Here is a 14,309-nt window from a genome sequence, read left to right on the forward strand (position 1 = left end):
GTTGATGAATCGGTGCTGATCTACAACGCGGAGCGGCCACATCTGGCCTTGAAATACAAAACGCCCGATGCAGTGCATCGGGCGTTTTGAGACTGAAACAGGTGTAAACCTATTTCAGGACTAGACATACCGCAAACTAACTGGATGCGATTACAAAACCGACAGCGGGTAGTCAACGATCAGGCGGAACTCTTTGATGTCGCCTTCACCTTGGTCGGAGTTAGCGAAGTGCCATGCCTGACGAATACGGAAGGACAGGTCTTTAGCCGGGCCGTTCTGTACAACGTACTTGGCTTCAAAGTTGGTTTCGTTGTGCTTGCCGTCTTCACCGTACATACCAGCGTAGGCGCTGCCTGCTGGAGTGTTGGTGCCGTCGATGTCCCAACCTTTTACGTAACGGGTCATGAAGCTCAGACCAGGAACGCCGTATTCAGCCATTTTCAGGTCATAACGAACTTGAGCCGATTTTTCGTTAGGAGCGTTGAAGTCGGAGTACTGAATGGAGTTAGCGAGGAAAATCGAGTCGCCACCACGGTTGTTCTTGCCGACGCCGATGTAGTCGAACGGCGTATCACCGTTGACCTTCTGGAAGGCCAGGGTAACGGTGTGAGCTTTCAGGAACGAGTAAGCTGCGGCCAGCGAGAAGGTGGTGTTGCTGATTTCGCCGACTTTAGCGTCGCCGGTATCCTGAGTGTTGTAGATGTTACCGTCGAAGTTGATCGACTGACTGTCAGTCAGTGGAAGGGTGTAGTTCAGGTTGGCGTAGTACTGGTTCCAGATGTCTTCCAGCTTGGCACCGTAAAGCGAGGCGCTCAGGTTGTCAGTGAAACCGTATTTGCCACCGAAGTAGTCGATCTTGTTGGCTTCTTCACCATCGCTAAAGTTCGCGTAGGTTGCATACAGGCCGCCGTCTTGGGCGTTTTTGTCCTGGCTGGAACCCGAGTAGAAGTGGCCGGCTTCGAGGTCAAGATCTTTGATCTCGCTGCTCTGCAATTGGATACCAGTGGCAGTTTGCGGCAGGATACGGGAACCGCCAACAGCGAACACTGGCGAAGTGCTTGGCTGCATGTCGCCGACTTTCAGCTCGGTTTTGGAAACGCGGAATTTAACGGCGCCGCCGGCTTTACCCTGGCTGTCGTTAACTTCGCGATGGCCGCTGGCATTAGGGGTATCGCTACGGCTCATGTTGCCGGTGCCGCCGGTGCCGTCGCCACCGTCCAGCTTGATTGCCAGGTAACCGTATGCATCAACGCCGACGCCGATCAGACCCTGGGTGTAGCCAGAGCTGAAGTTGCCCCAAATACCTTGAGTCCAGTCTTTCTGGTCGTTGCCGCCATCTTTGTTGTCACGGTTGAAGTAGTAGTTGCGAACCAGCAAGTTCAGCGTGCTGTCTTCAACAATACCTTTGGCTTCAGCCTGGTCACTAACGAAAGGTGCGGCCGTAGCCAACTGGGTACTGGCGGCTGCTGCAACGGCCAGTGCGATCATGCTCCACTTCATCACGCGCATCGTGATTTGCTCCTTTGGTTTTTAGAAGAGTACTGCCGTCCCACCTGATTTATTATCTGGGCGGCTCTTTCTTTTTGTGTCGGCGCAAACTTATATCACGCCGACAATGTTGGCGATACTTGCGTATCTAACCTTTCGTGTTCTTTACGACCCTGTCGCAAACAGCTTGGTAGATGTCGCAAATTTACAACTCCAACGCAACAGGATTGACCACGTCTGTGCGGTTTCTTTATGCCTGAGCGTCGGTAAAAAGAGTCCCTGGTGAAACGTTTGAATCTCCTTTGGGCTACCTTGCCACTATTTTTTTCTGCCTTCGGGCCTCTACTTCCAGCGGAGGCCTATCAGGCAATGTGGGTGTGAATGCAACAAGCGTGCACAAACTGCTCATGTGCTGCGTTTTTTTTCTGAAACGCTGTCCGAACGTGTGAAAACCTCATAAAACAGGAGGGTTCAAGCACGTTTTGTTTGGGCTTGACTGCGTGGCTCACATCATGTTTCTCAGTTGCAACCGCCGACGTGGCCACCAAAAATGTTACCGGTTCACCCCGCCTGTGAGTAAAAGGCGGATGTCGAAGCGTTCAGCGTAGACTCAGTGTGCGTTTTTGGTGCAAAAAATTTTACTGGGCGTATTCAACACTGGCAGGGGAATCATGGACTGACGCGAATATCTCTTTGCTAATCAGTCATTTCGGTATTTTTGCTCCCGATGGCGGTGCTGCGATGGTGCGCTCAGCCGAAAAACGATTCATGGCGGGGCGTGACAGGTCCTTTTGCTCATCACCGGACCGGTTCGTCGTGAAGCGCACGACATTCACAGGTATGCTGCCTTCCGGTCGTTTGGTGCACGATCCTTCGGGATGGGCGCTAAGCTGAAAATGATGCCCCGGCGAGAGTGCTCACAGTGTTCGTATTAGATCCACGCCTTCAACAAGACACGTTGCCGATCGGGGATTTCCCGCTCTGCCGGTTACTGTTGTCCAACGATTCGAATTATCCCTGGTTTATCCTGGTACCTCGTCGTGAGGCTATCAGTGAGATATTTCAGTTGGATGTCGCCGATCAACTGCAGTTGTTTCAGGAAACCACTGCGCTGGCGGAAACCCTCAAGGATTCCTTTGATGCAGACAAGTTGAATGTCGCGGCATTGGGGAATGTTGTCAGTCAGTTGCATATGCACGTGATCGTGCGTAAGCGGGACGACGCCGCATGGCCGGCCCCCGTCTGGGGCAAGCACCCGGCCAAGCCTTACAGCCCGGAACAAATCGCTGCCGTTCGCGAACGTCTGCGTCTGGTACTGACCGATGGTTTTACGTTTTTGGAGGACTGAGCCATGAGCCTTGAAGATCGCGTGACTGATCTGGAAAGTCGTTTGGCGTTTCAGGATGACACCATTCAGGCACTGAATGATGTGCTGGTGGTGCAGCAACGGGTGGTTGAACGCCTGCAACTGCAAATGGCTGCGCTGCTCAAGCGGCAGGAGGAAATGGTCGGTCAGTTCGAATCTTTCGAAGAAGAAGCCCCGCCGCCGCATTACTGATCAGTCAATCGTACGGAGCAGGCAAAAAAAACCGCGAACAGCCAGGCTGCTCGCGGTTTTTTTACGGCCTTGAATCAGCGTCGCGGCAATGCGGCGATCACGTCTTCGGCTTGCAGGCCTTTGTCACGGTTCATGACGGAGAACTCTACGCGCTGGCCTTCGACCAGGACGCGGTGTCCTTCGCCACGAATGGCCCGGAAGTGCACGAAGATATCGTCACCGGAATCTCGGGAGATAAAGCCGAAACCTTTGGACGTATTGAACCACTTGACGGTGCCGGTATCGCGGTTGGTCATGTCGTAGCTTGGCGAAGCCGTGGCGGGTGACGATTTGTAAAAGCTGATGGCCAGGTGCAGCGCTACGGCAACCAGCGCCGCTACCAGGCTGAACAGGACGGCAGGTTGACCGGCGATGACAGGCATCGGTGCGATCAGCGTCAGTATCTGCAGGACTACGGCAAGAACCAGCAGGGCGCTGACCAGGTTTTGCAGTTGATGACGCGGGCCTTTGTTCCAGTAAGGAATGACAGGAGCAAGTGTGAGGTTGAGCAGGCCGAAAAAGGCCAGATAAAGCGCGTCAGGTTGTTGCAGGTAAGGTAAGGCTTCGGATTGCAGGCTAGGGATGAAGGACAGCAGCAACGCCGCTGCACCTATCAACAGGTGGACGATTTTCAACATTTTGATTAACTCACGTTAAGACAGCACACAAGGAAGAGCTGATGGCGCACGGTTCGCTTCGGGACAAATAAGAGGCGTTGGACACGTACTCGGTATCAGCCTATGCGCCGTACCCGGAAAAATAGGCACTGACGACACGCTGCCTATTTAACAGTAAAGCCGCAGGCTACTCAAATCAGGGCGTCCGGCGGTTCGTCGGGGGTATCAACATCCCGGCTCCCGATGCTTGTTCTGCACATGCGTGCCTCTTTACTGGAGTGCTAGCCGTTATGTGCGCGAATAGCGCCGTCGCGGGTTTTTCGTGCCGAGAGTTCCTACACCTTCAGGCGCTTTTCATGAGGGAATCGGTATCAAGTTATGTGGGACAACTGCTGTCGTAGGACGCTGTCCATGATCTGCCCGCAGTTGTTGGCTTATCCTACGATCAGGGTCATAAAGTCATCTGGATATACCTTTGTACCTGCGTTTTTATAAGCCGACAGAACAGTGGTTCTGGTAGACGCCAGGGATGACAAAGGAGTGTCAGCGATATGGTTTATGACAGGCTGGAACAGGGAAGGGACGGTGCGCGCAGGGAAATAATGATTGATCCGTTCGTCCGTGAGTTCGATATGGGGCTGGCCCGGCCCTTGTCCCGTTCCGTGCGCTTGAATGGTTTCGCGACCTGTTTGCGGCTGGAGCAGGTCTATTGGGATATTTTGGCGGAAATGGCCAGGATCAATTGCTGCACGGTCAGCACCTTGTTGTCCCACGTGGATCGCGAAGTTCATTTGCGTCATGGCGGGGTGAAGAATTTCAGTGGATTGGTCCGGGTCGTCTGTGTTGTGCACAGCCTCAAGGAAGTGGTGATGTCCTAGCTATCGCCGTTAAACAGGCAGAGTGTCGGTCTGTGCAGTCTTACGGCTGCACAGGCCGCATTTAATGGATATAATCCCGCTCTTTGCCGCAAAACCCAGCGTGTGCGGTAGCAATCTGATCGCCGAGACAACCCCCATGCCGATGTACGATTATCAATGTGCTTCCTGTGGTCATCAGTTGGAAGCCATTCAAAAGATCAGCGATGCACCGCTGGTCGACTGCCCTGCCTGCCAGGCGCCAGAGCTTAAAAAGATGCTGTCCATGCCGGGCTTCCGCCTCAGCGGCAGCGGTTGGTACGAAACCGATTTCAAGACCGGTTCCAAGAAGAACCTGGCCGGCGGCGACAAAGCTGACTAAGGTCTGGAACCCGAGTTGAACGACACGCGCGAGCCCTTGCAACATTCCGCAGTGGATGTGCCCAAGGTCTCCAACCGAATTTCGAATTACGAGAAGTGAAACCACGACCATGATGCGCAGCCATTATTGCGGCCAACTGAACGAAAGCCTGGAAGGCCAGGAAATTACCCTTTGCGGATGGGTCCATCGTCGCCGAGACCACGGTGGGGTGATTTTCCTCGATATCCGTGATCGTGACGGTCTGGCCCAGGTCGTGTTCGATCCGGACCGCGCCGAATCCTTCGCTGCCGCCGACCGCGTGCGCAGCGAGTTCGTCGTGAAGATCACCGGCAAGGTTCGCCTGCGTCCGGCGGGTGCCACCAACGCCAACATGGCGTCGGGCATGATCGAAGTCCTGGGCTATGAACTGGAAGTGCTGAACGAGTCGGAAACTCCGCCGTTCCCGCTGAACGAGTTCTCCGACGTCGGCGAAGAAACCCGCCTGCGCTATCGCTTCCTCGACCTGCGTCGCCCGGAAATGGCCGAGAAGCTGCGTCTGCGTTCGCGCATGACCACCAGCATCCGTCGCTTCCTGGACGAGAACGGCTTCCTCGACGTCGAGACGCCGATCCTGACCCGTGCCACGCCAGAAGGTGCGCGTGACTACCTGGTGCCTAGCCGCACCCACGCCGGCAGCTTCTTCGCCTTGCCGCAATCGCCGCAGCTGTTCAAGCAACTGCTGATGGTGGCCGGCTTCGACCGTTACTACCAGATCGCCAAGTGCTTCCGTGACGAAGACCTGCGTGCCGACCGTCAGCCGGAATTCACCCAGATCGACATCGAGACCAGCTTCCTTGATGAAAAAGAGATCATGGGCCTGACCGAGCAAATGATCCGCAACCTGTTCAAGGAAGTGCTGGGTCTGGAATTCGGTGAGTTCCCGCACATGACCTTCGAAGAAGCCATGCGCCGTTACGGTTCGGACAAGCCTGACCTGCGTAACCCGATGGAACTGGTTGACGTTGCCGACCAGCTCAAGGAAGTCGATTTCAAGGTGTTCAGCGGCCCGGCCAACGACCCGAAATGCCGTATCGCCGCCTTGCGCGTTCCGGGCGGGGCAAGCATGCCGCGCAAGCAGATCGACGATTACACCAAGTTCGTCGGCATCTACGGTGCCAAGGGCCTGGCGTACATCAAGGTCAACGAGCGCGCTGCCGGTGTTGACGGCCTGCAGTCGCCGATCGTGAAAAACATCCCTGAGGCCAACCTGAACGTGATCCTCGATCGCGTTGGCGCGGTCGATGGCGACATCGTGTTCTTCGGCGCCGACAAGGCCAAGATCGTCAGCGAAGCCCTGGGCGCCCTGCGCATCAAGCTCGGTCACGACCTGAAACTGCTGACCTGCGAGTGGGCACCGATGTGGGTCGTCGACTTCCCGATGTTCGAAGAAAACGACGACGGCAGCTTCTCTGCGCTGCACCACCCGTTCACCGCGCCGAAGTGCACGCCGCAAGAGCTTGAGGCCAACCCGGCCGGCGCTCTGTCCCGTGCCTACGACATGGTTCTGAACGGTACCGAGCTGGGTGGCGGTTCGATCCGTATCCACCGCAAAGAGATGCAACAGTCGGTGTTCCGTCTGTTGGGCATCAACGAAGCGGAACAGGAAGAGAAATTCGGCTTCCTGCTCGACGCCCTGAAGTACGGCGCACCTCCGCACGGTGGCCTGGCCTTCGGTCTGGACCGTCTGGTGATGCTGATGACCGGCGCCCAGTCGATCCGTGAAGTGATCGCCTTCCCGAAAACCCAGAGCGCGGCAGATGTCATGACTCAGGCGCCGGGTCAGGTGGATGCCAAGGCATTGCGCGAATTGCACATTCGTCTGCGCGAAACGCCTAAAGCCGAGTAAGGCTGGCTTGAAGGGCGCATCTCTGGATGCGCCCTTTCTTTATCGATTGAGCGCTACAAGATTTTTGTTTGCCGGCCGACGCAATGCAGCGTGGCGGGCAATGTTTCAAAGAGAATTCGGAGCGAGATATGGCAGGTCATTCCAAGTGGGCGAACATCAAGCACCGCAAAGAACGTCAGGATGCCAAAAAAGGCAAGATTTTCACCAAGTGGATTCGTGAACTGACCGTCGCGGCCCGTCAGGGCGGCGGTGATCCAGGTTCCAACCCGCGTCTGCGCCTGGCGTTGGACAAGGCCCTCGGCGCGAACATGAGTCGCGACATCATCGATCGGGCAGTCGCTCGTGGTGCCGGCGCCGCCGATACCGACGACATGGTCGAACTGACCTACGAAGGCTACGGCCCTGGTGGCGTCGCGGTGATGGTCGAGTGCATGACCGATAACCGCAACCGCACTGCTGCCGCTGTTCGACATGCGTTCAGCAAATGCGGCGGCAACCTCGGCACTGACGGCTCGGTGGCCTACCTGTTCGAACGCAAGGGGCAGATTTCCTTCGCCGCCGGCGTGGACGAAGACGCGTTGATGGAAGCGGCCATGGAAGCCGACGCTGACGATGTGGTGACCAACGAAGACGGTTCCATCGACGTGTTCACGTCGTTTGCCGGGTTCTACGCTGTGCGCAACGCGCTGGAAGCGGCCGGCTTCAAAGGTGACGACGCAGAAATCGTCATGCTGCCGACCACCAGTGCCGAGCTCGATCTGGAAGGCGCCGAGAAAGTCCTCAAGCTGATCGACATGCTCGAAGACCTGGACGACGTGCAAAACGTCTACTCCAACGCGGAAATTCCGGAGTCTGTGGCCGCACAGCTCGGTTGAGGGCGACTAGTCTCCAATGTGGGAGCTGGCTTGCCAGCGATGGCGTCGGCACATCGAATAATGATGGCGCCTGACACTCCGTCATCGCTGGCAAGCCAACTCCCACATTTTTTATTCACTGTGTTGAATATCGTGCTTTTACTTAACCCGCAGGCGTTATGACTTTAATTCTTGGTATCGACCCCGGTTCACGCATCACCGGTTATGGCGTGGTTCGCGATACCGGCCGTGGCTGCGAGTATGTGGCTTCCGGCTGCATTCGTACCGGTGCCGGCGAGCTGCATGAGCGTCTGCAGATTGTCTTTCGCGGGGTGCGCGAGATTATTCAGACGTACCATCCGGTAACCATGGGCATCGAAAAGGTCTTTATGGCGCGTAACGCCGACTCCGCCCTGAAACTGGGCCAGGCCCGCGGTGCCGCCATCGTAGCGGGCGCGGAAGAAAACCTGGAAATTGCCGAGTATTCCGCAACCCAGGTCAAGCAAGCGGTGGTTGGCACCGGTGCGGCTAATAAAGAGCAAGTGCAGATGATGGTCATGCACATGCTGAAATTGACCAGCAAACCCCAGATCGATGCGTCGGACGCCCTGGCGATTGCGATCTGCCACGCGCATACCCGTTCCAGCCTGCTGCCCCACGGTCTGGGTGCAGCACGCAGTCGTGGCGGGCGCCTGCGTCTCTGATAGCATCAGCAGTCATTTTTATGGAATGAGGGATTCTCGCCTGGGTTGTCGGCGATATTCCTCACTCTGTCAGTCGCTGGCCCAGAGCTGGCCAACGCTCAAGGATTTGTAACGTGATTGGACGTTTGCGCGGCACCCTGGCTGAGAAGCAACCCCCGCATCTGATTCTGGATGTAAACGGTCTGGGTTATGAACTCGAAGTACCCATGACAACGCTTTATCGCTTGCCGTCGGTCGGTGAGCCGCTGACCTTGCACACCCATCTGGTCGTGCGCGAAGACGCGCAGTTACTCTATGGCTTTGTCGGCAAGCGTGAGCGAGACTTTTTTCGCGAGCTGATCCGCCTTAATGGTGTCGGGCCAAAACTGGCCTTGGCCTTGATGTCGAGCCTGGAAGTCGACGAGCTGGTCCGTTGCGTGCAATCTCAGGACACCTCGGCACTGACCAAGGTGCCGGGCGTGGGCAAGAAGACCGCCGAGCGTTTGCTGGTGGAACTCAAGGATCGCTTCAAGGCCTGGGAAACCGTGCCTGCCATGTTTGCTCTGGTACCGAATCAGCCGGACGGACCGGCCCCGGTGAACACCGCCGAAAACGACGCGGTCAGCGCCTTGATCTCCCTGGGTTACAAACCACAGGAAGCGAGCAAGGCGGTGTCTGCGATCAAGGAGAAAGGTTTGAGCAGCGAAGACATGATCCGCCGCGCCTTGAAGGGGATGATCTAAGTGATTGAAGCTGATCGTCTGATTGCCGCCACGACGGCCCCTCGAGATCGCGAGGAAGTCCAGGATCGCGCCATTCGCCCGGTCAGCCTGGCCGAATACATTGGCCAGCCGACCGTTCGCGAGCAAATGGAGTTGTTCATCCAGGCGGCCCGTGGGCGCAATGAGTCGCTGGATCACACGTTGATCTTCGGCCCGCCGGGCCTGGGTAAAACCACCCTGGCGAACATCATCGCCCAGGAAATGGGCGTGTCGATCAAGAGCACGTCCGGCCCGGTGCTGGAGCGTCCCGGTGATCTGGCGGCGCTGCTGACCAACCTTGAACCGCATGATGTGTTGTTCATCGACGAAATCCATCGGCTTTCACCGATTGTCGAAGAAGTGCTGTACCCGGCCATGGAAGATTTCCAGCTCGACATCATGATCGGCGAAGGCCCGGCTGCGCGTTCGATCAAACTCGATCTGCCACCGTTCACCCTGGTCGGCGCAACGACCCGGGCAGGCATGCTGACCAACCCGTTGCGCGACCGTTTCGGCATCGTTCAACGCCTCGAGTTCTACAACAACGCCGACCTGTCGACGATTGTCAGCCGTTCGGCGAGCATCCTCGGTTTGCCGCTGGACCCGGAAGGCGCCTTCGAAATCGCCCGTCGTGCCCGCGGCACGCCGCGGATCGCCAATCGTTTGTTGCGTCGGGTGCGCGACTTCGCCGAAGTTCGTGCCAAAGGCCACATCACCAAACCGATTGCCGACCTGGCGCTGAACCTGCTGGACGTCGACGAGCGCGGTTTCGATCATCAGGACCGGCGTCTGTTACTGACCATGATCGAGAAGTTCGATGGCGGGCCGGTCGGGGTAGACAGCCTGGCGGCCGCGATCAGCGAAGAGCGCCACACCATTGAAGACGTGCTGGAGCCTTATCTGATCCAGCAGGGTTACATCATGCGCACACCGCGGGGGCGAGTGGTGACGCGGCATGCTTATCTGCATTTCGGTTTGAATATTCCGTCACGATTGGGCGAAATGCCTGTGGTAGACGAGTTCCTTGGTGCCGTGGACGATTAATAACCTTTGCGTGCTGATTTTTTCGGGCAATGTGTGGTCCCAGGACCGTACTTTTGCGCGAAAGCCGCAGAACAACGAAAAACAGTTGCCTGGCCGGATTGGCAACCTGAGGAGTAAGCACTAGAGTATGCGCGCGCAAAACGGGCTGGAGCCTTTCGCACATCGTTGTCGCGTTTATTACGAGGACACCGATGCGGGCGGCATCGTGTATTACGTTAATTACCTCAAGTTTATGGAACGGGCTCGAACCGAGCGGCTACGAAATCTGGGCTTTGCCCAATCGCAGCTGGCAGGTGAGGACCTGTTGTTTGTCGTGCATTCCAGCGAAGCGCGTTACCACGCGCCGGCGCGACTGGACGACGAGCTGCTGGTAAGCGCTGAAGTAATCGAATTGAACCGTGTCAGCCTGCGCTTCAAGCAGCAGGTCAGGCGGGCTACGGATGATGTGCTGCTCTGTGAAGGGCAGTTTCTGGTGGCCTGTGTGCGCACTGAAAGTTTAAAACCCCGGGCCATTCCCGAAGCTCTACGAGCGGCCTTTGCCGACGTGAGCGGCGCGGGTACACACTCAAAGCAGGAGATAAAGCGTGGAAGCTAACGTCGTCGACCATTCCTCCATGTGGAGCCTGGTCAGCAATGCCAGTATCGTGGTGCAACTGGTAATGCTGATCCTGGTAGCCGCATCGGTGACCTCATGGATCATGATCTTTCAGCGCAGCAACCTGCTGCGCGCCGGTCGACGTGCCCTGGAGAGCTTTGAAGAGCGCTTCTGGTCGGGTATCGACCTGTCCAAACTCTACCGTCAGGCCGGCAGCAACCCGGACCCTGATTCGGGTGTCGAGCAAATCTTCCGCGCCGGCTTCAAGGAATTCTCCCGTCTGCGCCAGCAGCCAGGTGTAGACCCGGAAGCGGTCATGGAAGGCGTGGCACGTGCCATGCGCGTTGCCATTTCCCGCGAAGAAGAAAAGCTTGAGCAAAGCCTGCCGTTCCTGGCCACCGTCGGTTCCGTAAGCCCGTATATCGGTCTGTTCGGTACCGTGTGGGGCATCATGAACTCCTTCCGTGGTCTGGCTACTGCGCAGCAAGCGACCCTGGCCACTGTGGCCCCTGGTATCGCCGAGGCACTGATTGCGACCGCGATCGGTCTGTTCGCCGCCATCCCTGCCGTTATCGCCTACAACCGTTTTGCCGCGCGCAGCGAAACGCTGATCGGCCGTTACTACACCTTCGCCGATGAATTCCAGGCGATCCTGCACCGCAAAGTGCACACCAGCGAAGAATAAGCAGGTAATTTCCAATGGCTTTAATCGCTCGAGCTCGCAAAAAGCGCAAGCCGGTCGCCGAGATGAACGTGGTGCCTTACATCGACGTGATGCTGGTACTGCTGGTCATTTTCATGGTGACCGCGCCGATGCTCAATCAGGGCGTGAAAGTTGATCTGCCCAAGGTTTCCAGCGAAGCCTTGCCGCAGGATAACAACACGCAGGTCCTGACCATTTCGATCAAGGCTGACAAGACCTATTACTGGAACCTTGGCAGCGAAGTCGACACAGAAAAGCAGCAGGACAGGGCGATGACCCTGCCGCAGATGACCGACGCCGTGACCAAGATCATTCGCGCCGGTACTGAAGGTGGCAAGCGTACCCAGGTGTTCATTCGTGGCGACAAGACTGTCGACTACGGCTCCGTCATGGGCGCGATGGGCGGGTTGCAGAAAGCCGGGGTCGGTAATGTTGGCTTGATTACCGAGGCACCCTGATGCAGCAAATGCGAGAGCCGTCCGCCTCGGAAAGCTACTTCTGGCCTAGTGTCTGGGCGATTGGCTTGCACGTGCTGGTGTTCGGCATGCTGTTTGTCAGTTTCGCCTTCACACCGGAATTGCCGCCGGCCAAGCCGATTGTCCAGGCGACCCTGTACCAGCTGAAATCGAAAAGTCGGGCAACCACCCAGACCAATCAGAAGATTGCGGGTGAGGCGCAGAAATCCGCTGCGCGCCAGACCGAAGTCGAACAGATGGAGCAGAAAAAGATCGAGCAGGAAGCGATCAAGGCCGCGGAACAAAAGAAGGAAGATGCGGCTCAAAAAGCCGAAGAATCCAAGAAGGCCGACGAGACGAAGAAAGCGGAAGAGGCAAAAAAGGCTGATGAAGCCAAGAAAGCCGATGAAGCGAAGAAGACCGCCGAAGCCAAAAAGGTCGAAGAGAAACAATTGGCTGATATAGCCAAGAAGAAGGCCGAAGAAGAAGCCAAGAAAGCGGCTGAAGAAGAGGCCAAGAAAGCGGCCGCTGAAGAAGCGAAGAAAAAGATCGTCGAAGACGCGAAGAAGAAAGCCGCGGAAGACGCCAAGAAGAAATCTGAAGCTGAAGAGGCGAAGAAGAAAGTCGCCGAAGACGCGAAGAAGAAAGCGGCTGCCGACGCTGCGAAGAAAAAATCGCAGGAAGCGGCACGTAAATCCGCCGAAGACAAAAAGGCCCAGGCCTTGGCAGATTTGCTTTCCGACACGCCACAGCGTCAGCAGGCCTTGGCCGATGAGCAAGGTGACGAAGTCGCCGGCAGCTTCGATGACCTGATTCGTGCGCGTGCTGCGGAAGGTTGGGCTCGTCCGCCTTCGGCTCGCAAAGGCATGACAGTCGTGTTGCAAATCGGCATGTTGCCGGACGGTACGGTGACTTCGGTCAACGTGTCCAAATCCAGCGGCGATGGTCCGTTTGACGCTTCGGCAGTGGCAGCGGTGAAGAATATTGGACGTTTGACAGAAATGCAGGGAATGAAGCCGAGTGATTTCGCTCCGTATCGTTCATTCAAGATGACATTCACACCTGAGGATTTAGCCTTGTGAGAAACCTTCTTCGAGGAATGCTCGTCGTTATCTGCTGCATGGCAGGGATAGCGATGGCTGATGAGAAAAACATTCTGGTTACCAGCGGCAGTGATCGGGCGACCCCGATTGCCGTCGTGCCGTTCGGTTTCCAGGGCGGTAGCGTGCTGCCGGACGACATGGCGGAAATTATCGGTAACGACCTGCGCAACTCGGGTTACTACTCGCCGATTCCAAAGCAGAACATGATCAGCCAGCCAAGCCAGGCCAGCGAAATCATCTACCGTGACTTCAAGGCGCTGGGCGCCCAGTACGTCATGGTCGGCAGCATTGTTCCGGCGGGCGGTCGCCTGCAGGTGCAATACGCACTGTTCAACGTCGCCACCGAACAGCAAGTGCTGACCGGCAGCGTGTCGGGCGGCGTTGATCAACTGCGCGACATGGCGCACTACATCTCCGACCAGTCGTTCGAAAAACTCACCGGTATCAAAGGTGCGTTCTCGACGCGTCTGTTGTACGTGACGGCCGAGCGTTTTTCCGAGAAGAACACTCGCTACACCCTGCAACGCTCGGACTATGACGGTGCTCGCGCCGTGACCCTGCTGCAATCGCGCGAGCCGATCCTGTCGCCGCGTTTCGCACCGGACGGCAAGCGTATCGCCTACGTCTCGTTCGAGCAGAAGCGTCCGCGCATTTTCATGCAGAACATCGACACCGGTCGCCGTGACCAGATCACCAACTTCGAAGGCCTTAACGGTGCGCCAGCCTGGTCTCCGGATGGCAGTCGCCTGGCGTTCGTGCTGTCGAAAGACGGCAACCCGGACATCTACGTGATGAACCTCGGTTCGCGTCAGATCACCCGCGTTACCAACGGTCCTGGCATCAACACCGAACCGTTCTGGGGCAAGGATGGTTCGACCATCTACTTCACGTCTGACCGTGGCGGCAAGCCACAGATCTACAAAACCAGCGTGGGTGGTGGCGGTGCCGAGCGTGTGACGTTCGTCGGTAACTACAACGCCAACCCGAAACTGTCGGCTGATGAAAAGACGCTTGTCATGATTCACCGTCAGGATGGCTTCACCAATTTCAAGGTCGCGGCCCAGGATTTGCAGCGCGGTAGTGTAAAAATCCTCACTGATAGCACTCTGGACGAGTCGCCTACTGTTGCGCCCAACGGCACCATGGTAATCTACGCCACCCGCCAGCAGGGCCGGGGAGTCTTGATGCTCGTGTCCATTAATGGACGCGTAAGGCTCCCGCTTCCTACCGCTCAAGGCGAAGTCAGAGAACCTTCCTGGTCCCCTTACCTGAACTGACGCGGCGCTAC

At 57.0% G+C, this 14,309-nt stretch carries 16 protein-coding genes; 14 read left to right on the plus strand and 2 right to left on the minus strand.

All coding sequences use genetic code 11. From position 1 onward, the window contains the following. Positions 1-150: 150 nt before the first annotated feature. Positions 151-1,509, minus strand: a complete 1,359-nt coding sequence (locus tag CKW19_RS26625) for an OprD family porin (protein WP_095061304.1) — start codon at positions 1,507-1,509, stop codon at positions 151-153. A gap of 901 nt (positions 1,510-2,410) precedes the next feature. Between CKW19_RS26625 and CKW19_RS26630 the strand changes: the two genes are divergently transcribed. Both CKW19_RS26630 and CKW19_RS26635 read left to right on the plus strand, forming a co-directional pair. After that, on the plus strand, positions 2,411-2,836 hold the full coding sequence (locus CKW19_RS26630; protein ID WP_095061306.1) for an HIT domain-containing protein: 426 nt from the start codon (positions 2,411-2,413) through the stop codon (positions 2,834-2,836). 3 nt (positions 2,837-2,839) lie between these two features. After that, positions 2,840-3,046: a SlyX family protein gene (locus tag CKW19_RS26635; protein ID WP_095061308.1), complete on the plus strand. Its 207-nt coding sequence runs from the start codon at positions 2,840-2,842 to the stop codon at positions 3,044-3,046. Positions 3,047-3,120: 74 nt separating this feature from the next. On the opposite strand, the gene CKW19_RS29360 is transcribed toward CKW19_RS26635, so the two are convergent. Then, complete coding sequence (locus CKW19_RS29360) at positions 3,121-3,723, minus strand: cold-shock protein (protein ID WP_095061310.1); 603 nt, start codon at positions 3,721-3,723, stop codon at positions 3,121-3,123. A 530-nt stretch (positions 3,724-4,253) separates the two neighbouring features. Between CKW19_RS29360 and CKW19_RS26645 the strand changes: the two genes are divergently transcribed. The 12 genes from CKW19_RS26645 (at position 4,254) to tolB (ending at position 14,298) form a co-directional block, all read left to right on the plus strand. Further along, positions 4,254-4,580, plus strand: a complete 327-nt coding sequence (locus CKW19_RS26645) for a ribbon-helix-helix domain-containing protein (protein WP_095061312.1) — start codon at positions 4,254-4,256, stop codon at positions 4,578-4,580. A gap of 136 nt (positions 4,581-4,716) precedes the next feature. Further along, positions 4,717-4,938, plus strand: coding sequence for an FmdB family zinc ribbon protein (locus tag CKW19_RS26650; protein ID WP_060539757.1), 222 nt, complete (start codon positions 4,717-4,719; stop codon positions 4,936-4,938). A gap of 109 nt (positions 4,939-5,047) precedes the next feature. Beyond that, a complete protein-coding gene (aspS, locus tag CKW19_RS26655; RefSeq protein ID WP_095061315.1) occupies positions 5,048-6,823 on the plus strand; it encodes an aspartate--tRNA ligase in 1,776 nt (591 codons plus the stop codon). Positions 6,824-6,951: 128 nt separating this feature from the next. Then, complete coding sequence (locus CKW19_RS26660) at positions 6,952-7,698, plus strand: YebC/PmpR family DNA-binding transcriptional regulator (protein WP_095061317.1); 747 nt, start codon at positions 6,952-6,954, stop codon at positions 7,696-7,698. A 158-nt stretch (positions 7,699-7,856) separates the two neighbouring features. Then, the gene (ruvC, locus tag CKW19_RS26665; protein WP_095061320.1) at positions 7,857-8,381 is read left to right on the plus strand and encodes a crossover junction endodeoxyribonuclease RuvC; all 525 of its coding nucleotides are present in this window, start codon (positions 7,857-7,859) and stop codon (positions 8,379-8,381) included. 113 nt (positions 8,382-8,494) lie between these two features. Further along, positions 8,495-9,103 (plus strand): Holliday junction branch migration protein RuvA, encoded by a 609-nt coding sequence (ruvA, locus tag CKW19_RS26670; protein ID WP_007995640.1) that lies wholly within the window; start codon positions 8,495-8,497, stop codon positions 9,101-9,103. After that, positions 9,104-10,165 (plus strand): Holliday junction branch migration DNA helicase RuvB, encoded by a 1,062-nt coding sequence (gene ruvB / locus CKW19_RS26675; protein ID WP_095061322.1) that lies wholly within the window; start codon positions 9,104-9,106, stop codon positions 10,163-10,165. It begins immediately after the preceding gene. Positions 10,166-10,292: 127 nt separating this feature from the next. Next, positions 10,293-10,760 carry a tol-pal system-associated acyl-CoA thioesterase gene (gene ybgC, locus CKW19_RS26680; RefSeq protein ID WP_095061324.1) on the plus strand — a complete coding sequence of 156 codons (468 nt, stop codon included), beginning with the start codon at positions 10,293-10,295 and terminating at the stop codon, positions 10,758-10,760. Then, positions 10,750-11,445 carry a protein TolQ gene (tolQ, locus tag CKW19_RS26685; protein WP_008027789.1) on the plus strand — a complete coding sequence of 232 codons (696 nt, stop codon included), beginning with the start codon at positions 10,750-10,752 and terminating at the stop codon, positions 11,443-11,445. The genes ybgC and tolQ overlap by 11 nt, the downstream gene beginning before the upstream one ends. 23 nt (positions 11,446-11,468) lie before the next feature. Next, the gene (gene tolR, locus CKW19_RS26690; protein WP_161806672.1) at positions 11,469-11,921 is read left to right on the plus strand and encodes a protein TolR; all 453 of its coding nucleotides are present in this window, start codon (positions 11,469-11,471) and stop codon (positions 11,919-11,921) included. After that, positions 11,921-13,000 carry a cell envelope integrity protein TolA gene (gene tolA / locus CKW19_RS26695; protein ID WP_095061326.1) on the plus strand — a complete coding sequence of 360 codons (1,080 nt, stop codon included), beginning with the start codon at positions 11,921-11,923 and terminating at the stop codon, positions 12,998-13,000. The genes tolR and tolA overlap by 1 nt, the downstream gene beginning before the upstream one ends. 17 nt (positions 13,001-13,017) lie before the next feature. After that, positions 13,018-14,298: a Tol-Pal system beta propeller repeat protein TolB gene (gene tolB / locus CKW19_RS26700; protein WP_177408856.1), complete on the plus strand. Its 1,281-nt coding sequence runs from the start codon at positions 13,018-13,020 to the stop codon at positions 14,296-14,298. The last annotated feature ends 11 nt before the right edge of the window (positions 14,299-14,309 follow it).

The organism is Pseudomonas sp. Irchel s3f7 (genome assembly GCF_900187615.1).
Classification (GTDB): domain Bacteria; phylum Pseudomonadota; class Gammaproteobacteria; order Pseudomonadales; family Pseudomonadaceae; genus Aquipseudomonas.

Coding starts and splice junctions, on each gene's coding strand:
- ybgC (WP_095061324.1), top strand. CDS start 10,293: ATGCGCGCGCAAAACGGGCTGGAGCCTTTCGCACATCGTTGTCGCGTT.
- CKW19_RS29360 (WP_095061310.1), bottom strand. CDS start 3,723: ATGTTGAAAATCGTCCACCTGTTGATAGGTGCAGCGGCGTTGCTGCTG.
- CKW19_RS26660 (WP_095061317.1), top strand. CDS start 6,952: ATGGCAGGTCATTCCAAGTGGGCGAACATCAAGCACCGCAAAGAACGT.
- ruvC (WP_095061320.1), top strand. CDS start 7,857: ATGACTTTAATTCTTGGTATCGACCCCGGTTCACGCATCACCGGTTAT.
- CKW19_RS26645 (WP_095061312.1), top strand. CDS start 4,254: ATGGTTTATGACAGGCTGGAACAGGGAAGGGACGGTGCGCGCAGGGAA.
- aspS (WP_095061315.1), top strand. CDS start 5,048: ATGATGCGCAGCCATTATTGCGGCCAACTGAACGAAAGCCTGGAAGGC.
- CKW19_RS26635 (WP_095061308.1), top strand. CDS start 2,840: ATGAGCCTTGAAGATCGCGTGACTGATCTGGAAAGTCGTTTGGCGTTT.
- tolA (WP_095061326.1), top strand. CDS start 11,921: ATGCAGCAAATGCGAGAGCCGTCCGCCTCGGAAAGCTACTTCTGGCCT.
- CKW19_RS26650 (WP_060539757.1), top strand. CDS start 4,717: ATGCCGATGTACGATTATCAATGTGCTTCCTGTGGTCATCAGTTGGAA.
- tolB (WP_177408856.1), top strand. CDS start 13,018: ATGCTCGTCGTTATCTGCTGCATGGCAGGGATAGCGATGGCTGATGAG.
- CKW19_RS26625 (WP_095061304.1), bottom strand. CDS start 1,509: ATGCGCGTGATGAAGTGGAGCATGATCGCACTGGCCGTTGCAGCAGCC.